The organism is Streptomyces sp. NPDC057424, from assembly GCF_042803315.1.
Classification (GTDB): Bacteria; Actinomycetota; Actinomycetes; order Streptomycetales; family Streptomycetaceae; genus Streptomyces.
The window spans coordinates 180098-199334 of sequence record NZ_JBHVCP010000006.1 but is presented as its reverse complement, the minus strand read 5'-3'; the positions used below and the strand labels follow the sequence as shown (position 1 = coordinate 199334).

At 70.9% G+C, this 19237-nt stretch carries 18 protein-coding genes; 8 read left to right on the top strand and 10 right to left on the bottom strand.

Translation table 11 applies throughout. The features are described from left to right. Positions 1-122 precede the first annotated feature (122 nt). The 3 genes from ACFU3E_RS08590 to ACFU3E_RS08580 all read left to right on the top strand — a co-directional run bounded on the left by ACFU3E_RS08590 (position 123) and on the right by ACFU3E_RS08580 (position 3408). A complete protein-coding gene (locus ACFU3E_RS08590; RefSeq protein ID WP_384154025.1) occupies positions 123-692 on the top strand; it encodes a TetR family transcriptional regulator in 570 nt (189 codons plus the stop codon). 85 nt (positions 693-777) lie between these two features. Beyond that, a complete protein-coding gene (locus tag ACFU3E_RS08585) occupies positions 778-1017 on the top strand; it encodes a heavy-metal-associated domain-containing protein (protein WP_384153995.1) in 240 nt (79 codons plus the stop codon). A gap of 150 nt (positions 1018-1167) precedes the next feature. Next, the gene (locus tag ACFU3E_RS08580) at positions 1168-3408 is read left to right on the top strand and encodes a heavy metal translocating P-type ATPase (RefSeq protein ID WP_384153993.1); all 2241 of its coding nucleotides are present in this window, start codon (positions 1168-1170) and stop codon (positions 3406-3408) included. A gap of 632 nt (positions 3409-4040) precedes the next feature. Here ACFU3E_RS08580 and ACFU3E_RS08575 read toward each other — a convergent pair. Both ACFU3E_RS08575 and ACFU3E_RS08570 read right to left on the bottom strand, forming a co-directional pair. Beyond that, the gene (locus ACFU3E_RS08575) at positions 4041-5330 is read right to left on the bottom strand and encodes a citrate synthase (protein ID WP_384153991.1); all 1290 of its coding nucleotides are present in this window, start codon (positions 5328-5330) and stop codon (positions 4041-4043) included. Positions 5331-5509: 179 nt separating this feature from the next. Further along, positions 5510-7789, bottom strand: coding sequence for an ATP-dependent RecD-like DNA helicase (locus tag ACFU3E_RS08570; RefSeq protein ID WP_384153989.1), 2280 nt, complete (start codon positions 7787-7789; stop codon positions 5510-5512). 524 nt (positions 7790-8313) lie between these two features. Between ACFU3E_RS08570 and ACFU3E_RS08565 the strand changes: the two genes are divergently transcribed. Then, on the top strand, positions 8314-8484 hold the full coding sequence (locus ACFU3E_RS08565; protein WP_157851227.1) for a hypothetical protein: 171 nt from the start codon (positions 8314-8316) through the stop codon (positions 8482-8484). A gap of 108 nt (positions 8485-8592) precedes the next feature. Next, on the top strand, positions 8593-9123 hold the full coding sequence (locus ACFU3E_RS08560; protein WP_384153987.1) for a GNAT family N-acetyltransferase: 531 nt from the start codon (positions 8593-8595) through the stop codon (positions 9121-9123). Here ACFU3E_RS08560 and ACFU3E_RS08555 read toward each other — a convergent pair. The 6 genes from ACFU3E_RS08555 to ACFU3E_RS08530 all read right to left on the bottom strand — a co-directional run bounded on the left by ACFU3E_RS08555 (position 9077) and on the right by ACFU3E_RS08530 (position 15777). Then, a complete protein-coding gene (locus ACFU3E_RS08555; protein WP_384153985.1) occupies positions 9077-9589 on the bottom strand; it encodes a hypothetical protein in 513 nt (170 codons plus the stop codon). The two genes, ACFU3E_RS08560 and ACFU3E_RS08555, sit on opposite strands and share 47 nt — an antisense overlap. Positions 9590-9919: 330 nt before the next feature. Continuing rightward, positions 9920-10309 carry a D-ribose pyranase gene (gene rbsD / locus ACFU3E_RS08550; protein WP_384153983.1) on the bottom strand — a complete coding sequence of 130 codons (390 nt, stop codon included), beginning with the start codon at positions 10307-10309 and terminating at the stop codon, positions 9920-9922. After that, entirely contained in the window at positions 10306-11208 is a 903-nt protein-coding gene (locus ACFU3E_RS08545) for a ribokinase (RefSeq protein WP_384153981.1), read from the bottom strand. The genes rbsD and ACFU3E_RS08545 overlap by 4 nt, the downstream gene beginning before the upstream one ends. Before the next feature lie 75 nt (positions 11209-11283). After that, positions 11284-13233: a substrate-binding domain-containing protein gene (locus tag ACFU3E_RS08540; RefSeq protein WP_384153979.1), complete on the bottom strand. Its 1950-nt coding sequence runs from the start codon at positions 13231-13233 to the stop codon at positions 11284-11286. Next, positions 13223-14761, bottom strand: a complete 1539-nt coding sequence (locus ACFU3E_RS08535; protein WP_384153977.1) for a sugar ABC transporter ATP-binding protein — start codon at positions 14759-14761, stop codon at positions 13223-13225. Before ACFU3E_RS08535 ends, ACFU3E_RS08540 begins: the two co-directional genes overlap by 11 nt. Continuing rightward, positions 14758-15777 (bottom strand): LacI family DNA-binding transcriptional regulator, encoded by a 1020-nt coding sequence (locus ACFU3E_RS08530; protein ID WP_384153975.1) that lies wholly within the window; start codon positions 15775-15777, stop codon positions 14758-14760. The genes ACFU3E_RS08535 and ACFU3E_RS08530 overlap by 4 nt, the downstream gene beginning before the upstream one ends. Before the next feature lie 234 nt (positions 15778-16011). Here ACFU3E_RS08530 and ACFU3E_RS08525 point away from each other — a divergent pair, with 234 nt between their 5' ends. Together ACFU3E_RS08525 and ACFU3E_RS08520 are read left to right on the top strand one after the other, a co-directional pair. Continuing rightward, positions 16012-16377 carry a hypothetical protein gene (locus tag ACFU3E_RS08525; protein ID WP_384153973.1) on the top strand — a complete coding sequence of 122 codons (366 nt, stop codon included), beginning with the start codon at positions 16012-16014 and terminating at the stop codon, positions 16375-16377. Positions 16378-16461: 84 nt separating this feature from the next. Beyond that, positions 16462-17109, top strand: a complete 648-nt coding sequence (locus tag ACFU3E_RS08520; protein ID WP_384153971.1) for a dihydrofolate reductase family protein — start codon at positions 16462-16464, stop codon at positions 17107-17109. 7 nt (positions 17110-17116) lie between these two features. Here the strand turns inward: ACFU3E_RS08520 and ACFU3E_RS08515 are convergent, their stop codons facing one another. Further along, on the bottom strand, positions 17117-17917 hold the full coding sequence (locus ACFU3E_RS08515) for an MBL fold metallo-hydrolase (RefSeq protein ID WP_384153969.1): 801 nt from the start codon (positions 17915-17917) through the stop codon (positions 17117-17119). An 86-nt stretch (positions 17918-18003) separates the two neighbouring features. Here ACFU3E_RS08515 and ACFU3E_RS08510 point away from each other — a divergent pair, with 86 nt between their 5' ends. Continuing rightward, positions 18004-18597, top strand: a complete 594-nt coding sequence (locus ACFU3E_RS08510) for a CGNR zinc finger domain-containing protein (RefSeq protein ID WP_384153967.1) — start codon at positions 18004-18006, stop codon at positions 18595-18597. 11 nt (positions 18598-18608) lie between these two features. Here ACFU3E_RS08510 and ACFU3E_RS08505 read toward each other — a convergent pair whose 3' ends face one another. Next, positions 18609-18917 (bottom strand): hypothetical protein, encoded by a 309-nt coding sequence (locus ACFU3E_RS08505; RefSeq protein ID WP_384153965.1) that lies wholly within the window; start codon positions 18915-18917, stop codon positions 18609-18611. Between the last annotated feature and the right edge of the window lie 320 nt (positions 18918-19237).

Below are 19237 nucleotides of genomic sequence, written 5' to 3'. Positions count from 1 at the left end.
GAGCCGGGACGGCCGGAGCCGGGACGGCCGGAGCCGGGACGGCCGGAGCCGGGACGGCCGGAGCCGGGACGACGGCGGCCGAGGACCGGCCGCGCCGTCGCCAGGCCCGCGGCGAGCGTCGGATCACACAGCTGCTCGAAGCCGCCGCCCGGGTCTTCTCCACGACCGGCTACACGGCCGCCAGCACGAACGCCATCGCCCGCGAGGCGGGCGTCTCCCCGGGGACGCTGTACCAGTTCTTCCCGAACAAGGAAGCGATCGCGATCGAGCTGGGCAGCCGGCTCATGCACGAGATGCGGCAGTCGTACGACGAGGTCCTCACCCCGATCGACCCCGCCACGACTCCGCTCGAGGAGGTGATCGCCGGGACCGTCGACCGCTTCATCGAGTTCAACTGCCGCCACCCGGCCTTCTTCGCACTGATGCACGGCCCCGACATCCCGGGCCGCATCGCCGAGGAGCACGACGCGCTGCACACCACGCTGGTCGCCCGGGTCGAGACGATCCTCGCCCCGTTCGCACCCGAGGCACCCCCGGCGGCCGTCACCCGTACCGCCCAGATGTGCGTCGGCATCTACAAGGCCGGCCTGGAGCTCATCCTCGCCCACGAGGGCGACGAGCGGGAGGCATACACCCAGGAGCTGCAGAACGCCCTCCTGCGCTATCTGCGACCCCTGGTGGGTACGTCGTGAATCGATACCCCCTAGGGGTACAGTTGGGTGCGCGGATCCCCCAGCGGACCCCATAGCCACACATGCCTCGACGAGGAGTAACGACATGACCGCCCAGACCGACACCACGGGCCCCGTCACCACCGTCTTCAAGGTGAGCGGCATGAGCTGCGGACACTGCGAGGGCGCGGTCTCCGGCGAGATCTCCCAGATCTCCGGCGTGACTTCGGTGACGGCCGTCGCCAAGACCGGCGAGGTCACCGTCGTCTCCGCGGCCCCGCTCGACGACGCGGCCGTACGCGCCGCCGTCGACGAGGCCGGCTTCGAGCTGGCCGGCCGGGCCTGAATCGCCCCGGTCCGCCGGCCGGACAGCCGGCCAGGCCTGAGACACGCCAGACCTGGCACTCGTACCCGTGTACGGGCCGTACGGCCGCCGCCCCCGGCCTGTGCGGCCCGTTCCGCTCCCCGGGCGCCCCGCATCACCTGGAGTGAGGACATGACCAGCACCACCGCCCAGGCACCGGCCGACCGCGAGCCGGCCCTCGCCGAGGTCGAGCTGCTCATCGGCGGGATGACCTGCGCCTCCTGCGCGGCCCGCGTCGAGAAGAAGCTCAACCGCATGGACGGCGTCACGGCCACGGTGAACTACGCGACGGAGAAGGCCCGGGTCGCCTACCCCGAGGGCACCGAGGTCGCCGATCTGATCGCCACCGTGGTGAAGACCGGGTACACCGCCGAGGAGCCCGCGCCCCCGCGCGAGGAGGCCTCCGCCGCCGAGGAGGAGGACCCCGAGCTGTCGGCCCTCCGACGGCGCCTGACCGCCTCCGCCTCCCTCGCCGTGCCCGTGATCCTGCCGGCGATGGTCCCGGCCCTGCAGTTCGACAACTGGCAGTGGCTCTCGCTCACCCTCGCCGCACCGGTCGTGGTCTGGGGCGGGCTGCCGTTCCACCGGGCGGCCTGGACCAACGCCCGGCACGGTGCCGCCACCATGGACACGCTGGTCTCCCTCGGCACGCTGGCCGCGTTCGGCTGGTCCCTGTGGGCGCTGTTCCTCGGCGACGCGGGCATGCCGGGCATGCGGCATCCCTTCGAACTCACGGTCTCGCGCGGGGACGGCGCGTCCTCGATCTACCTGGAGGTCGCCTCCGGAGTCACGGCGTTCATCCTGCTGGGCCGCTACCTGGAGGCCCGCTCCAAGCGCCGTGCGGGGTCCGCGCTCAGGGCGCTGATGGAATTGGGCGCCAAGGACGTGGCCGTACTGCTGGACGGGCGCGAGGTGCGGATCCCGGCACAGCGACTGGCCGTCGGCGACCGGTTCGTCGTACGGCCGGGCGAGAAGATCGCCACCGACGGCACCGTCGTCGAAGGGACCTCCGCGGTGGACGCCTCGATGCTGACCGGCGAATCGGTGCCGGTGGACGTGACGGCCGGGGACCCGGTCACCGGCGCGACGGTCAACGCGGGCGGCCGGCTGGTCGTCGAGGCCACCCGGGTCGGCGCCGGCACACAGCTCGCGCGGATGGCGCAGCTGGTGGAGGACGCGCAGAACGGCAAGGCCGAGGTGCAGCGGCTCGCCGACCGGATCTCCGGGATCTTCGTGCCGGTGGTGCTGCTGATCGCGGCCGCCACGGCCGGGGTGTGGCTCGGACTGACCGGTGACAGCGTCGCCGCGTTCACCGCGGCCGTCGCCGTCCTGATCATCGCCTGCCCGTGCGCCCTGGGCCTGGCCACCCCGACCGCGCTGATGGTCGGCACGGGCCGCGGCGCCCAGCTCGGCATCCTCATCAAGGGCCCGGAGGTCCTGGAGTCCACGCGCCGGATCGACACGGTCGTCCTGGACAAGACCGGCACCGTCACCACGGGCCGGATGACCCTCCAGGAGGTCCATGTCGCCGAGGGCACCGACGAGAAGGAGGTGCTGCGGCTCGCGGGCGCCGTCGAGCACGCCTCCGAGCACCCCGTCGCCCGTGCGATCGCGCTGGGCGCCGAGGAGAGGGCCGGGCAGCTCCCGGAGGCCGAAGGGTTCGAGAACATCCCCGGGCGGGGCGTACGCGGCCGTGTGGAGGGCCGTGACGTCGTCGTGGGGCGGCTCTTCGACGACGTACCGCCGGAGCTGGCCCGCGCGCGGGACGAGGCCGAGCGGGCCGGGCGTACGGCGGTCCTGGTGGGCTGGGACGGGACGGCGCGGGCCGTCCTGGCCGTGGCGGACGCGGTCAAGGAGACCAGCGCCGAGGCCGTGCGCGCACTGCGCGCACTGGGGCTCACACCGGTGCTGCTGACCGGGGACAACCGTGCGGTGGCCGAGACGGTGGCCGCGGCCGTCGGGATCGGGAAGGTGGTGGCCGAGGTCCTGCCCGAGGAGAAGGTCGACGCGGTGCGGCGGCTGCAGGCCGAAGGGCGGGTCGTCGCCATGGTGGGCGACGGCGTCAACGACGCGGCCGCGCTCGCCACCGCCGATCTGGGCCTGGCCATGGGCACCGGCGCGGACGCGGCGATCGAGGCGGGCGATCTGACGCTGGTCCGGGGCGATCTGCGGGTGGCCGCGGACGCGATCCGGCTGTCCCGCCGGACGCTGGCCACGATCAAGGGCAACCTCGTGTGGGCCTTCGGTTACAACGTGGCCGCGCTGCCGCTGGCCGCCGCGGGCCTGCTGAATCCGATGATCGCGGGGGCCGCGATGGCCTTCTCGTCGGTCTTCGTCGTCACGAACAGCCTGCGACTGCGGACATTCCGGTGAAGTCCCCCGAATCCCGCCCAAGTTCACGGCGAAACGCGGTTTGAGCCCCTCTGGAGTCCCGAGCCCGGCTCACATAAGCTCTTCACAAGGCTCGCGCATCTTCCTTACGCTTGGGTCCCGGACGGCATATCCGGGCTCTTGCGCATCTACCGGACATACGCAAGAGACGCAGATCACAGTGATGCGAACGTAACCATCGAAGGGGTTCGAAGGTCTAAGTTGACGATGTCAGGGAGCGTCTTGGGGGGCGCGACCTGCCATCTGGGGATGTCTTGGGGGACTTCTCCAGAGATGCGTTGCCGGGGCACGTACACCGGGAAGCTTTGAGCGGCCCTCCCGGGCGTGCGCTGTCCCGGCAGATCGCACACCACAGCAGCACGGCGAGTTTTGCTCGTTCTGCTCAACAGCGGTTCAGGCGCTGTCCTCACAGACGCCCGGCCGGATCCCGTGGGGGGAATCCGTACCGGGACTGGGAAGGCGCCCTGGTCGTCGGCCCGTGGGGGGACCGGCGCCGGGGCGCCTTCTTCATTGCGTGAGAAATCATGTGAGAGATCACGTGATCTCTCACGGGAGACCACGCGAAAGCCCCCGCACCCGGCAAGCGGATACGGGGGCCGAAGCGGTACCGCGCCTCAGCGCTCCTCGACGGGAACGAAGTCGCGCTCGACCACGCCCGTGTAGATCTGGCGCGGGCGGCCGATGCGGGAACCCGGCTCCTTGATCATCTCGTGCCACTGGGCGATCCAGCCCGGCAGCCGGCCGAGGGCGAACAGGACCGTGAACATCTCGGTCGGGAAGCCCATGGCCCGGTAGATCAGACCGGTGTAGAAGTCGACGTTCGGGTAGAGGCTGCGCGAGACGAAGTAGTCGTCGGAGAGCGCGTGCTCCTCCAGCTTCAGCGCGATGTCCAGCAGCTCGTCGGACTTGCCGAGGGCGGACAGCACATCGTGCGCGGCGGCCTTGATGATCTTGGCACGCGGGTCGAAGTTCTTGTAGACCCGGTGGCCGAAGCCCATCAGGCGGACGCCGTCCTCCTTGTTCTTCACCTTGCGGATGAAGGAGTCGACGTCGCCGCCGGCGTCGCGGATGCCCTCCAGCATCTCCAGCACGGACTGGTTGGCGCCACCGTGCAGCGGGCCCCAGAGGGCGTTGATGCCGGCGGAGATCGAGGCGAACATGTTCGCCTGCGAGGAGCCGACCAGGCGGACCGTGGAGGTCGAGCAGTTCTGCTCGTGGTCCGCGTGCAGGATCAGCAGCTTGTCGAGCGCGGAGACCACGGTCGGGTCGAGGTCGTACTCCTGCGCGGGGACCGAGAAGGTCATGCGGAGGAAGTTCTCGACGTAGCCGAGGTCGTTGCGCGGGTAGACGAACGGGTGACCGATCGACTTCTTGTACGCGTACGCCGCGATCGTCGGGAGCTTGGCGAGCAGGCGGATCGTGGAGAGGTTGCGCTGGCGCTCGTCGAACGGGTTGTGGCTGTCCTGGTAGAACGTGGACAGCGCCGAGACGACCGAGGACAGCATGGCCATCGGGTGGGCGTCGCGCGGGAAGCCCTTGTAGAAGTTCTTGACGTCCTCGTGCAGCAGGGTGTGCTGCGTGATGTCGTTCTTGAACGTCGAGAGCTCGTCGACCGTCGGCAGCTCGCCGTTGATCAGCAGGTAGGCGACCTCCAGGAAGGTGGAGCGCTCGGCCAGCTGTTCGATCGGGTAGCCGCGATACCGCAGGATGCCCGCTTCGCCGTCCAGGTAGGTGACGGCGGATTTGTACGCGGCGGTGTTGCCGTAACCGCTGTCCAGCGTCACCAGACCGGTCTGGGCGCGGAGCTTTCCGATGTCGAAGCCCTTGTCACCGACGGTGCTGTCGATCACCGGGTAGGTGTACTCGCCGTCGCCGTACCGCAGTACTACAGAGTTGTCGCTCACGTCTTCCCTCACCGACGTTGTGCCTCATCTTCGAGGTTGCCCTGACTGTCTCTACCATCCCCCACTTGGCTCAGGAGAGTGCACTCGGGGTCGACCATCGGGCCTATTGACGGCACTGAGTGCCGTCAACTAGCTCATCCTGCCCCCTGTGTTCCCCTTCTGGAAGGGTCTTGTGACCTTCACGACTCATTTGATCGATCATTTTTCGCTGAACCGAGCCGAAAGTCGAGTGCCGTGCACCGCCGGCCCGCCGAAACCGTGCGCACCGCCTGGCCGATCGCCTTGCGCGATCCGACGAGGACGACCAGCTGCTTGGCCCGGGTGACCGCCGTGTAGAGCAGGTTCCGCTGGAGCATCATCCAGGCGCCCGTGGTGACCGGGATGACGACCGCCGGGTACTCGCTGCCCTGGGAGCGGTGGATCGTCACGGCGTACGCGTGGGCCAGCTCGTCGAGCTCGTCGAACTCGTACGGCACCTCCTCGTCCTCGTCGGTGAGCACCGTCAGGCGCTGGTCGACCGGGTCGAGCGAGGTGACCACACCGACGGTGCCGTTGAAGACACCGTTCTTGCCCTTCTCGTAATTGTTGCGAATCTGGGTGACCTTGTCTCCGACGCGGAACACCCGTCCGCCGAATCTCTTCTCGGGCAGGTCGGGGCGGCCCGGGGTGACGGCCTGCTGGAGCAGGCCGTTGAGGGTGCCGGCACCGGCCGGGCCACGGTGCATGGGGGCGAGGACCTGCACGTCCCGGCGCGGGTCCAGCCCGAACTTCGCCGGAATGCGGCGGGCCGCCACATCGACGGTGAGCCGGCCGGCCGCCTCGGTGTCGTCCTCGACGAAGAGGAAGAAATCCTTCATACCGTCCGTGGCCGGGTGCCGGCCGGCGTTGATCCGGTGTGCGTTGGTCACCACACCGGACTGCTGGGCCTGCCGGAAGACCCGGGTGAGACGGACCGCGGGGATCGGGCCGCCGTCGGCCAGGAGGTCCCGGAGGACCTCGCCCGCGCCGACGCTGGGCAGCTGGTCGACGTCCCCGACGAACAGCAGGTGGGCTCCCGGCGGCACGGCCTTGACCAGCTTGTTGGCGAGGAGCAGGTCCAGCATGGACGCCTCGTCGACCACCACCAGGTCGGCGTCCAGCGGGCGGTCCCGGTCGTAGGCCGCGTCGCCGCCGGGCCTGAGCTCCAGCAGGCGGTGGACGGTGGAGGCCTCGGCGCCGGTGAGCTCGGACAGGCGCTTGGCGGCCCGGCCCGTGGGGGCGGCCAGCACGACCTTCGCCTTCCTGGCGCGGGCCAGCTCCACGATCGAGCGGACCGTGAAGGACTTGCCGCAGCCCGGGCCGCCGGTGAGGACGGCGACCTTCTCGGTCAGCGCAAGCCTGACGGCGGCCTCCTGCTCCGGGGCGAGATCGGTGCCCGTACGGCCCTTCAGCCAGCTCAGCGCCTTGTCCCAGACCACGGTCCGGAAGCCCGGCATGCGGTCCTCGCCGGTGCGCAGGAGACGCAACAGCTGGGCGGAGAGGGAGAGTTCGGCGCGGTGGAAGGGGACGAGGTAGATCGCGGTGACGGGCTCGCCGCCGTCGGGGCCCGGCACCTTCTCCCGCACGACGCCGGGGTCCTCGCCGTCCTCCGGGGGTTCCGCCAGTTCGGCCAGGCATTCGATGACCAGACCCGTGTCGACCTGGAGGAGCTTCACCGCGTCCCTGATCAGCTGCTCCTCCGGGAGGAAGCAGTGTCCCTGGTCGGTGGACTGGGACAGCGCGTACTGCAGCCCCGCCTTGACGCGCTCCGGGCTGTCGTGCGGGATGCCGACGGACTGGGCGATCTTGTCGGCGGTGAGGAAGCCGATACCCCAGACGTCGGACGCGAGGCGGTACGGCTGGTTCTTCACGACCGAGATGGAGGCGTCGCCGTACTTCTTGTAGATGCGCACCGCGATGGACGTGGAGACCTCGACGGTCTGGAGGAAGAGCATGACCTCCTTGATGGCCTTCTGCTCCTCCCAGGCGTCGGCGATCTTCCTGGTGCGCTTGGGGCCGAGTCCGGGGACCTCGACGAGCCGCTTGGGCTCCTCCTCGATGATCTTGAGGGTGTCCATGCCGAAGTGCTGGGTGATGCGGTCGGCGAAGACCGGGCCGATGCCCTTGACCAGGCCGGAGCCGAGGTAGCGGCGGATGCCCTGGACGGTGGCCGGCAGGACCGTCGTGTAGTTCTCGACGTGGAACTGCTTGCCGTACTGGGGGTGGGAGCCCCAGCGGCCCTCCATGCGCAGGGACTCGCCGACCTGCGCGCCGAGCAGGGCGCCCACGACCGTGAGCAGGTCGCCGGCGCCTCTGCCGGTGTCGACCCGGGCGACCGTGTAGCCGTTCTCCTCGTTGGCGTACGTGATGCGTTCGAGTACGCCTTCCAGCATGGCCAGTCGCCGCTCGCCCGCCTGGGCGGCCCCCGCCTGATCGGTCATGATCCGACGGTACCGCCCGGGTACGACAGGGCGGCGGGGACGGACCACCGGAGCTCTCACGCAAAAGCGACCGATCAGTATGCGGACGGGGGTTCACCTTTCACGGCGGATTCACAAGCCAGCCCGAAACTTTACGCTTCAAGCATCGTGGTCGCCCTTTTTGTGAGTCTTTCCCGTGGAAGAATTCAGGGGTTCATGAAAAGGGGGGCGGACTCGATTCCGGAGCGACCGTGATGCCGATGCGTCCCCCAGGCCCGAGCGCCCCTCGGCGTGCGCACACGGCGGGCACGCTTCTCGTCGGGCTGTGCGCCGTCGGCACGTTGACGCTGCTCGTGGCGGCTCCGGCGATCTCCGGGAACCACGCGGTCGTGGCCCCGGGGCATTCCGCGCCGAACGGGAGCACCCCCGGCCCTCCCCCGCCGCACCGGGCACCCGCGACGGAATTCCGCCCCCATCCCAGCCCCGGGCCGGGCTGATTCCGCCTGCCCATTCCATTCCCCGGCCCCCGATGACAACGAGGAACGATGTCCCCCCAGGCCCAGAGCGTCGCCCTGTGGATCATGTCCCTGGCCATCAACATCACGGCGGCGTGCGCGGGGATCGTATGGGGCTGGGAGGCCTTCGCGCAGTTCCTGCTGCCGGCGTTCGGGTCGGTGGTGGGTGCGTCGATGGTGAGCTACAGCCTGCGGCGGTGAGAACGCCGTGGGAGCGGACGAACCGCGGATGCCGTCGGGGAAGCGTTTCGCCCGTACGTCGCGAAAGCCGCTTGCCGCTCGTGTTCCGAATGACTAGCGTCCGCTTCCGTGCCTCCGACGCTGCGCGCCCCGCGCCTGCTCCTGACCCCTTACGCCCCGGGCGACGAAGAGGACTTCGTCGCCCTGTTCCAGGACACCAGGGTCTCCCGGTGGATGGGGGACGGGCCCTCTCCCGAGGCGGACGACCGGGCCCTGTTCGGGCGGATCTTCAGCAAGGTCTACGCGCGGGACCTCTTCGACGTGTGGGCGGTCCGGCTCGACGGGCGGCTGATCGGGCACGCGGAGATCAAGCGGACCGACGAGGTGGACGGGCACGAGATCGTCTACGCGCTGTCCCCCGCGGTCTGGGGAGGCGGACTCGGGACGGAGCTCGCGGAGGCACTCGTGGCGTACGGCTTCGGGACGCTCGGGCTCACCGAGGTGCACGCCACCGTCGCCGCGGAGAACGATGCCTCGCTGCGCCTGCTCGGGCGGATCGGGTTCGCGCACGTGCGCGACATCGAGGAGGACGACGGTGGCCTCACCCGCGTGCTCACAGCCTCCCGAAGATCACTGAGCGCCACGTCCAGCCCGCTGTAAGGACGGCGTCCCTGAGGGGGTCGCGCAGCTCCGCACTGTCGAAGCGGTAGGTCTCCGTCGCTTCGAGGCGGCCGCTCTCCCCGCGGCCGATCGTGTAGTGGCGGGAGACGGTCCGGTCGGGTCCGCGCGTGTACTGCCCGGAGATCTTCAGCCGCGGCGGGTCGCCGACCCGGGTGACCTCCCGCCCCTCCTCGACGACCCGAACCTCGTGGTCCTCCCGGACCAGACGCATCCGGAACCGGACGGCGCGGGTCAGCTGCGATCGGACGAAGAGCTCCTGCCAGGCGGGCTCGGCCGCCCGCCACTGCGCGACCAGGTCGGCGCCCTCGGCGGCACCGTCGCGGATGACGTACGGCACGTCGGGCCGGCCCAGGCCGAGCAGGGCCGTCCGCACCTCCTCGGCCGGACGCGGAGCGACACCGTCGGCGGGGTGGGCGGTCCCGGTCAGCTTGTCGAAGAGGCGCATGGTGGCAACCTGGGGCCTGCCGTTTGGATCAGACCGCGGACGCGGGGTCGAGAAGCACCGTCGCTTCCCTGCGACCTGATCCAAACGACAGGCCCTGGGCGGCCGCGTCGCGGCCCCCGCAGGGACCCCTCAAGAATCCGGCAAGATTTTCTTACGTTGCCGTGCAACCCTTTCCGTCCCTTTCGGGTCGTAGTGGGCGTCAGGGCTTCTGGAGGGGGATCCGGGGGGATCGCGGGGTTCCTGACGGGAGGGGAAAGGCCGAGGGGGCCGGGTCGACGGACCGGGCCCCCTCGAAACCGTTCAGGGCTGTTCAGAAGCCGTTCAGGGCCGTCAGAAGAAGACGCCGCACCGCAGCAGGACGTTCGCGTACGGCCGTGCCTCGCCCGTGCGGACGACCAGCCGGGCCTGCGCCGACATCTCTTTGAGCCGCTCGTGCGACACGAGCCGCAGCCCGGGGAAGTGCCCCTCCAGCAGCGCCGACGCCTCCGGGTTGGCCTCCCGCAGCTCCTGCGCCGCCGTCGCCCCCTCGACCACCAGCTCGGCCAGCAGCCCGTCCAGCACCTCGGCGAACGCCGGGACCCCCGCCCGGAAGGCCAGGTCCACCACCCGGGGCCCGTCGGGGATGGGCATGCCCGCGTCGCACACCAGCACCCCGTCGCCGTGGCCGAGTTCGGCCAGCGCACCGGCGAGGTGACGGTTCAGTATTCCGGTCTTCTTCACGGTGCGGCGACCTCCGCCGCCGTAGGGAAGGACGCCTGCGCGCCCTCCTTCGTCACGGTCGCGGCACCCACCCGAGCCGCGTACGCCGCCGCCCGGGCCAGGGACTCGCCCGTCCCCAGCCGGTAGGCCAGCGCGGCGGTGAAGGAGTCGCCCGCTCCGGTCGTGTCCACCGCGTCCACCTTCACGGCCGGCACACGTGAGACGCCCTCCGCCGACGCCACCAGCGCGCCCTCCGCGCCCAGCGTCACCACCACCGACTTCGGGCCCTTGGCGAGGAGGATCCGCGCCCAGGCCTCGGGGCTGTCCCCGACGGCGGAGTCGCCCAGGATCACCTTCGCCTCGTGCTCGTTCACGATCAGCGGGTCGCAGGCCGCCAGCACCTCGTGCGGCAGAGGGCGCGGCGGCGAGGGGTTCAGCACGAAACGGCTCCCCGGCGCCAGGTTCCGTACGGTCTCCACCACCGTCTCCAGCGGGATCTCCAACTGCGCCGACACCACCCGGGAGCCCTGGAAGAGGCACCCGGCGGCGCTGACGTCCTGCGGGGTGAGGCGGCCGTTGGCGCCGGGCGAGACGACGATGCTGTTGTCGCCGGACGGGTCGACCGTGATCAGCGCGACCCCGGTCGGCGCGCCGCCCACCAGTACCCCCACCGTGTCGACGCCGGCCTCGTGCAGTGAGTCCAGCAGCAGCCGGCCGTGGGCGTCGTCGCCCACCCGGGCCAGCAGCGCCGTACGGGCGCCGAGCCGGGCGGCGGCGACCGCCTGGTTCGCGCCCTTGCCGCCCGGGTGGACGGTCAGGTCGGAGCCGAGCACGGTCTCGCCGGCACCGGGCCGGCGCTCCACTCCGATCACCAGGTCGGCGTTGGCCGACCCCACGACCAGGAGGTCGTAGTCGTACATGAGTTGTCTCCCCACGTGAGTGACATGGCCGGGCGGTCCACACGCCGTGTGTGACCGCCCGGCCGTTCCCCGATGTCAGCCGCTGAAGCCGGCCACGTTCTCCTTGGTGACCACCTTCACCGGCACCTTCACCGTCTCCTCGACCTTCTCGCCCTTCAGGGCCCGCAGGGCGTTGTCCACGGCGATCTTCCCGAGCTGGGACGGCTGCTGCGCCACGGACGCGTACAGCGTGCCGCCCTCGACCGCCTTCAGTCCGTCAGGCGTGCCGTCGAAGCCGACGACCGGGACCGACGTGCCGGCCTTGGAGCCCAGCGCCTTGATCGCGCCGAGCGCCATCTCGTCGTTGGCGGCGATGACGCCCTGGACGTCCGGGTGGGCCTGGAGCAGGTTCGACATCACGTCCAGGCCCTTGGTGCGGTCGAAGTCGGCGGGCTGCTGGGCCACGACCTGGATGCCGGGGAAGGCCTTGAGGCCGTTCGCGAAGCCCTGTGCGCGCTCCCGGGCCGCGGACGTGCCGGCCTGGCCCTGGAGGATCACGATCTTGCCCTTGCCGCCCAGCTTGTCGGCGATGGTCTTGGCGGCGAGTTCACCGCCGGCGACGTTGTCGGAGGCGACGAGAGCGTCCACCGACGCCTTGTTGACGCCCCGGTCGACCGCGATGACCGGGATCTTCGCCTTGTCGGCGGCCTTCACGGAGTTGCTCGCGGCGTCCGAGTCCACCGGGTTGACGATGATCGCGCCGAGGCCGGAACTGGTGAAGTTCTGCAGCTGGTTGGCCTGCTGGGAGGCGTCGTTCTGGGCGTCGGTGACGGTCAGGTCCACGCCCCGCTTCTCCGCCTCGGCCTGGGCTCCCGCCCGGATCTGCACGAAGAAGGGGTTGTTGAGGGTGGACAGCGACAGGCCCATCTTCGGGCTGCTCGTGGCGGAGGAGCCGTTGTGCAGGAAGGAGGTGGCGCCGACGATCGCGACGGTGACCACGGCCGCGAGCCCGTACGTCGCCGCCTGCCTGCCCTTGGGGCCGCCGATGCCGGCCGCCGCCGGGGCCGCCCCCGCCTTGCGGCGCAGCGTGTCGAACAGCACCGCCAGCGCGATGACGACACCGATGACGACCTGCTGCCAGAACGCCGAGACGTTCAGCAGGTTCAGACCGTTGCGCAGCACGGCCAGGATCAGCGCGCCGATGAGCGTGCCGGAGGCCTTGCCGGTGCCGCCCGCGAGGGAGGCGCCGCCGATGACGACTGCGGCGATCGCGTCCAGCTCGTAGCCGTCTGCGGCCTGGGGCTGCGCGGAGGAGAGGCGGGCCGCGAGGACGACACCGGCGACGGCGGCGAACACGCCGGAGAAGGCGTAGATCGCGAGCTTCTGCTTCTTCACGCGCAGGCCGGACAGCCGCGCGGCCTCCTCGTTGCCGCCGATCGCGTACATGGAGCGGCCGATGTAGGTCCGGCCGAGCACGAAGGCCGCGACCAGGCCCATGACGACCATCACCAGGACCGGCACCGGAAGCCAGCCGCCGAGCGTGTCACCGAGGTGGGAGACCGAGTCGGGGAAGGCGATCGGGGAGCCCTCGGAGATCACGAGGGACAGGCCGCGGGCCACGGACAGCATGGCCAGGGTCGCGATGAACGGCGGGAGCTTGCCGTAGGAGATCAGGATGCCGTTGACCAGGCCGCAGGCGATGCCCGTCGCTATGGCGAGGAGGACGGCGAGGAAGACCGGGACACCCGCCGAGGTGGCGCTCCAGGCGAGGACCGTGGCGGACAGCGCGGCGACCGAGCCGACCGACAGGTCGATGCCCGCGGAGACGATCACGAAGGTCACGCCGAAGGCGAGGATGGCCGTCACGGCCGCCTGCACACCGACGTTGAGGAGGTTGTCCGTCGTCAGGAAGTCGCCGGACAGGGCCGACATCGCGATGACGAGGACGATGAGCGCGGTGAGCGCCCCGTTGTCGAGCAGGAGGCGGCGCAGGCCCCCCGAGGCGCCACCCGCGCCCGTCGTGCTCTTGAGCGTGTCAGTGGCCACCGGAGGCCTCCGTTCCGTTCGTGGTCGTGGTCGTGGTCGTGGGGGTGCTGACGGCGAGTGCCATCACGGCGTCCTGGGTCGCCTCGTCGGCGGAGAGTTCACCGGCGATCCGGCCCTGGGCCATCACCAGCACCCGGTCGCTCATACCGAGCACCTCGGGCAGATCGCTGGAGATCATGAGGACGGCCGCGTCGGCGGCGGTGAGTTCGTTGACCAGCTGGTAGATCTCGACCTTGGCGCCGACGTCGATGCCGCGCGTCGGCTCGTCGAGGATCAGCACCTTGGTGTCGGCGAGCAGCCACTTGCCGATGACGACCTTCTGCTGGTTGCCGCCGGAGAGGGTGCGCACCTGCTGGCCGAGTCCGGCCATCCGCACGCCGAGCTGTCCGGCGATCCGCTCGGCCGCCTCGCGCTGGCCCTTGAGGTCGACGAGGCCCGCACGCGTGGCGGACCGCAGCGTCACCAGGCCGAGGTTCTCCTCGACCGACGCGTCCAGCACCAGGCCTTGGCCCTTGCGGTCCTCGGGGACGAGTCCGATGCCCGCGGTCATCGCCGCGTTGACGTCGTACCTGGCGATCGGGGCGCCGGAGACCTTCACGGTGCCGTGGTCGTAGGCGTCGGCCCCGAAGACCGCCCGTACGACCTCGGTACGGCCCGCGCCGACCAGGCCCGCGATGCCGACGACCTCACCGGCGTGCACCTCGAAGCTGACGTCGTGGAAGACACCGCCCCGGGTCAGTCCCTCGACGGTGAGCAACGCGGCGCCCCTGTCGGCGCGTTCCCGCGGGTACTGCTGCTCGATGGAGCGCCCGACCATGAGCCGTACGAGCTCGTCCTCGGGCGTGGCGGCGGGGACCTGACCGACGCTCTTCCCGTCCCGGATGACCGTCACCCGGTCGCCGAGCGCGGCGATCTCCTCCAGGTGGTGGGTGATGAAGACGATCCCGACGCCGTCCTCGCGCAGTGTGCGCACGATCGCGAAGAGCTTGTCGACCTCCTCGGAGGTGAGCACGGCCGTCGGCTCGTCCATGATCAGCACACGGGCGTTCAGGCTGAGTGCCTTGGCGATCTCGACCATCTGCAGGCGCGCGATGCCGAGTTCGCGGACCCGCGCCCGGGGCGACACGCTCACGCCGACCCGCCGCAGCAGGACCTCGGCGTCGGCCTCCATCTTCTTCCGGTCGATCATCCCGAACCGGCGCGGCTGGCGCCCGAGGAAGATGTTCTCGGCGACCGTCAGGTCGGGTACCAGGTTGAACTCCTGGTAGATGGTGGCGATCCCGAGCCGCTCGGAGTCCTGCGCACCCTGGATGCGCGTCTCCTCACCGCCCACCAGGATCCGCCCGGCGTCGGGGGTGTAGGCGCCGGAGAGCATCTTGATGAGGGTGCTCTTGCCGGCACCGTTCTCACCGAGCAGTACGTGCACCTCGCCCCGGCGCAGGTCGAAGTCGACGCCGTCCAGCGCGACCACGCCCGGGAAGGTCTTCCGTATGCCCTCGATGCGCAGCAACTCGTCCGCGTTGCTCACGTCGTGCTCCTTTGCACTGGGGTGGGGTTCTCGCCGCACGAGCGGCGTACGACGAGCCGGGCGGGGAGGGTGACGGACTCGCCGGGCCGCCCCTCGATGCGGTCGACCAGGGCCCTTACGGCGGCCCGGCCCAGCTCGCCCGTGGGCTGGGCGATCGCGGTGATCGGCGGATCGGTGTGCACGAACCACCGGATGTCGTCGAACGCGGCCAGCGCGAGGTCGTCCGGTACGCGCAGGCCACGCGCGCGTACGGCGTCCAGGGCGCCGAGCGCCATCAGGTTGTCGGCCGCGAAGACGACTTCGGGCGGCTCGGCCAGGTCGAGGAAGCCCTCGGTGACCAGCCGGCCGCTCTCGGCCTGGAAGTCGCCCTGCCCTATGTAGGCGTCGGGCAGGGCGAGCCCGTACGCGCCGAGCGCCTCCCGGAAGGCCTCCACGCGCTCACGGCCGGTGGTGGTCGCCGCCGGGCCCGCGATGATGGCGAGCCTGCGGTGCCCCAGCCCGTGCAGATGCGCCACGAGGTCCCGTACGGCGGTCTGCCCGTCGGCCCGCACCACCGGCACGTCCACGCCCGGGATCCACCGGTCCACGAAGACCATGGGCGTCCCGGCCCGCGCGGCGTCCAGCATGAGCGGCGAGCCGCCGTCCGTGGGCGAGACGAGCAGGCCGTCGATGCGGCGGTCGAGGAGGTTGCGTACGTGGTGGTCCTGGAGGTCGGGCCGCTCGTCGGCGTTGCCGATGATGACGCTGTAGCCGAGCGCGCGGGCCTCCTCCTCGACGGAGCGGGCGAGTTCGGTGAAGTACGGGTTCAGCACGTCGCTGATGACCAGGCCGAGGGTGTGGGTCTGGTCGGTGCGCAGGGAGCGGGCGACGGCGTTCGGGCGGTAGCCCAGGGTCTCGACGGCGGCCAGCACGCGGGTGCGTGCGTCGGCGCTGACCGACGGGTGGTCGTTCAGGACGCGCGAGACCGTGGCGACGGAGACGCCGGCCTCGGCAGCGACGTCCTTGATGCTGGCCACCGCCGCTCCACCTCCTTGTGGATCAGTCGTGGGAGCGCTGGTGAGCGCTCATGGAATCGATTACATCAACGGGTGGATGGAATCGATTACACGCCGGTAAATCAAGACCCCCCGGACACCTCTTGACCGGATCGTGATGTCGCGGGGCGCGGCCGGGCGTCCCAGGCTGGGAGGAGAGGGGTTCTTCGAGGGATGCCCCGAGGCCCGGTCGGGCCGGAGCGGAGCGGAGGAAGCATGGCGGCGACCACTCGTGACGACGTACCCGTAGCGCTCGAGGGCGACGGCGTGGAGCTGCGCATCACGCCGATCGGGGGCGGCCTGTCGGTGGGCTACATCAGCCTGCCCCGGGGCACGGACATGGGGCCCGCTCTCAAGGGCCTGCCCGACGACGCCTGCCAGTGCCCCCACTGGGGCTACATGCTCAAGGGCCGGATCAGGATGCGTACGGCCTCGGGCGAGGAGGAGTACGAGGCGGGGCAGGCGTACTACTGGGGTCCGGGCCATGTGCCGGTGGCGCTGGAGGACAGCGAAATGGTGGAGTTCTCACCGAGCGAGGACTTCCAGCAGGTGATCGACCACGTGGTGGCGCAGGCCGGGTGAGCCGCGGAGAAACCCGTGCCGCCTCCGCCGATGAGTTCTGCCCGCCCGGGCGGTCCACCCCTCATCGACCACAGGAGGAGCGCTGTGTCCCAGCTGCTGCGCGTACAGAACTTCACCGTCTCGAGCGACGGCTTCGGTGCCGGTGAGGGCCAGAGCCTGGAGCGGCCGTTCGGCCATGCCGATCCCGGGCAGATGTTCGCCTGGGCCGGCGCGACCGCGAGCTGGCCCAACCGCAGCGACCCGGCCGGGAGCCGGGGCCTCGACGACTACTTGGTGCGCGACTTCCACCACAACATCGGCGCCGAGATCATGGGCCGCAACAAGTTCAGCCCGCAGCGCGGCCCGTGGGAGAACTACGAGTGGCAGGGCTGGTGGGGCGACGAACCCCCGTTCCACACACCGGTGTTCGTCATGACCCACCACGAGCGCCCCTCGTTCACGCTCTCCGACACGACGTTCCACTTCGTCGGCGGGGATCCCGCCGAGGTCCTCGCCCAGGCGCGCAAGGCGGCCAGGGGCAAGGACGTCCGGCTCGGCGGCGGGGCGACGGTCATCCGGCAGTTCCTGGACGCAGACCTGGTCGACACGCTGCACGTGGCGGTCTCGCCCGGCGTGGTGCTCGGGTCCGGCTCACGGCTGTGGGAGTCGCCCGAGGAACTGCTCGACCGCTTCCACTGCGATGTCGTGCCGAGTCCGAGCGGGGTGGTTCATCACCTGTTCTGGAGGAGGTGACGGCAGGTCAGGCGCCCTTGCCCCAGTCCAGACGGTCGGCGAGCCCGGCGGCGGTGAAGGCAGCCGCCAGTTCGTCGCGGCCCTCGGTGAAGTGGGCCCAGCTGTCGTAGTGGACGGGGACCACGCGGCGGGCACCGAGGACCTGAGCGGCCTCGGCGGCCATCGCGCTGTCCAGGACGATGACCTGGTTGTCGAAGAGCACCGGGAAGCGGGGGGCACCGGCGAAGAGCACGGCGGTGTCGACGGGCCCGAAGCGGCCGGCGATCTCGCGGACGGCATCGAGTGAGGCGTTGTCTCCGCTGACGTAGACGGTGGGCAGGCCTTCGCCGGTCAGGACGAAGCCGACGACCTGGCCGGTGAACGGCTCGACCTGCTCGCGGGGGCCGGGGCCGTGCAGGGCGGGGACGCCGGTCACGGTGACCGTGCCGCCGCCGGGCCGGTCCAGTGCGACGGACTCCCCGTCGGCCAGGCCCCGGACCCTGTCCCCGAGGCTCTCCCCCAGGCGCTTGCCGCCGCCGGGCGTGGTCAGGGTCAGAGGTATGCCGGCGAGCAGGGCCCGGCCGGAGGTGTCCAGGTTGTCGGGGTGCTCGTCGTGGGAGAGCAGCACCACGTCGATACGGCCGAGGTCGGCGGGACCACCGGCGGAGGGCGCGGTCTTGGTCAGGAGCGGGCCCCCGGGCCGGCCGTAGTCGCCGGGGGCGTCGAAGGTCGGGTCGGTCAGGAAGCGCAGGCCGCCGTACTCGAAGAAGGCGGTCGGGCCGCCGAGGACGCGGACGGGGAAGTCGGTCGTCGCGGGAAGAGAAGACATGCAGCACCTCACGGATAGACGCGGTTTAACCGTGAGGCGACCGTAGCTGTTTCTCACGGATGCAGGCAAGCCGTACCATGAGAAGCATGGAGGAGCCCGTGATCGAACAGTCCGCCCCGCCGCCCGCACAAGGCGAGGAGGAGCACCCCTCGCTGGCCCTCGCCAACACCGCGATCGCCCTGCCCGGCGGGCGCACACTCGATCTCGTGGGCACCCCCGCGCAGGCGAACCACTGGCTCACACAGCGCGGCCTCGCCCCGGTCGACACCGGCATGCGGGAGATGTGCGCGGCCCAGCTGCGGTCGCTGCGCGAACAGATCAGGTCGCTGTTCGCCGCCCGGGCCGACGGCGTGCCCGCCCTGCCCGCGGCGATTGCGGCCGTCAACGACGCGATGACCAGGGTCCCCACGGCCCCGCTACTGCGCTGGGACGACAAGACCGGCCCCTACCGCACCGCCCCCCACCCCACGACCGCGATCGTCGACCTCGCCCTGGCCACCCTCGCCGCCGACGCCGCCGACCTGCTCACCTCCCCCGCGGCCGAGCGCCTCACCGCCTGCGGTTCCCCGCCCTGCAACCGCTACCTGCTCCGCCACGGCCGCCGCCACTGGTGCTCCACCCGCTGCGGCGACCGCGCCCGCGCGGCCCGCGCGTACGCCCGCCGCAGCGAGCAGCGCTGAGTCCGCCATGGTCATGGCGGGGGCCTGCGGGTGAGCCGCGCCCCTCTGCTCTCCGCGACCCTTTTGACGTCCCGCAGGGACTCGCTGAGCCGCCGGGCCAGGTAGTGCAGTTCCGCGCTGGTCACGCGGTGCTCCGCGAGGAGTTCGGCGGCATGTCCGAGCAGATGGTCCGCCATGTCGATCTGCACGTCCTCGATCTCGTCGGCGAGCCGTGAGACGTAGCCGGTTCCGTCGCCGACGAGATAGCACGGCCCCCCGTCGGCCCTGCTCCACGGCAGCAGCCGTCCGGCCATCGCGTGGTCGCGCGCTCCGCCGGTCATGCGTTCGCCTCCGCCAACAGGTAGGGGCGCACCAGCCGGTTGTCCTCTCCCCGGAGCGGACGCTCGTCGGGGCGGCGGCAGACCGCCGGGCATGTGTGCGGGCTCGGGGGTGGTGCCGCCGGCCGCCGTCGCCTCCCCCGGGGAGGGAGGAGGAAGCGGAGAAGTGGTTCGAGGAGCCGGGCGATGAGGTCTGTCACGTCTGTCTGCCTGTCTTCTCACCTGTGGTGACTGCGTTCTGTGGCGAATCACTCACAGAGTGAGGTCGGCTCTGGCTACGCTGCCAGGGGGTGGAGCTTGACATCGGGCTTGTCAAGAAGAGG

Excerpts from the sequence above, each read along its gene's own strand:
- ACFU3E_RS08570 (WP_384153989.1), bottom strand. The coding sequence starts at position 7,789 with ATGACCGATCAGGCGGGGGCCGCCCAGGCGGGCGAGCGGCGACTGGCC.
- ACFU3E_RS08555 (WP_384153985.1), bottom strand. The coding sequence starts at position 9,589 with ATGCGCCTCTTCGACAAGCTGACCGGGACCGCCCACCCCGCCGACGGT.
- ACFU3E_RS08505 (WP_384153965.1), bottom strand. The coding sequence starts at position 18,917 with ATGACCGGCGGAGCGCGCGACCACGCGATGGCCGGACGGCTGCTGCCG.
- ACFU3E_RS08580 (WP_384153993.1), top strand. The coding sequence starts at position 1,168 with ATGACCAGCACCACCGCCCAGGCACCGGCCGACCGCGAGCCGGCCCTC.
- ACFU3E_RS08585 (WP_384153995.1), top strand. The coding sequence starts at position 778 with ATGACCGCCCAGACCGACACCACGGGCCCCGTCACCACCGTCTTCAAG.
- ACFU3E_RS08510 (WP_384153967.1), top strand. The coding sequence starts at position 18,004 with ATGGAGGAGCCCGTGATCGAACAGTCCGCCCCGCCGCCCGCACAAGGC.
- ACFU3E_RS08565 (WP_157851227.1), top strand. The coding sequence starts at position 8,314 with ATGTCCCCCCAGGCCCAGAGCGTCGCCCTGTGGATCATGTCCCTGGCC.
- ACFU3E_RS08545 (WP_384153981.1), bottom strand. The coding sequence starts at position 11,208 with ATGTACGACTACGACCTCCTGGTCGTGGGGTCGGCCAACGCCGACCTG.
- ACFU3E_RS08525 (WP_384153973.1), top strand. The coding sequence starts at position 16,012 with ATGGCGGCGACCACTCGTGACGACGTACCCGTAGCGCTCGAGGGCGAC.
- ACFU3E_RS08515 (WP_384153969.1), bottom strand. The coding sequence starts at position 17,917 with ATGTCTTCTCTTCCCGCGACGACCGACTTCCCCGTCCGCGTCCTCGGC.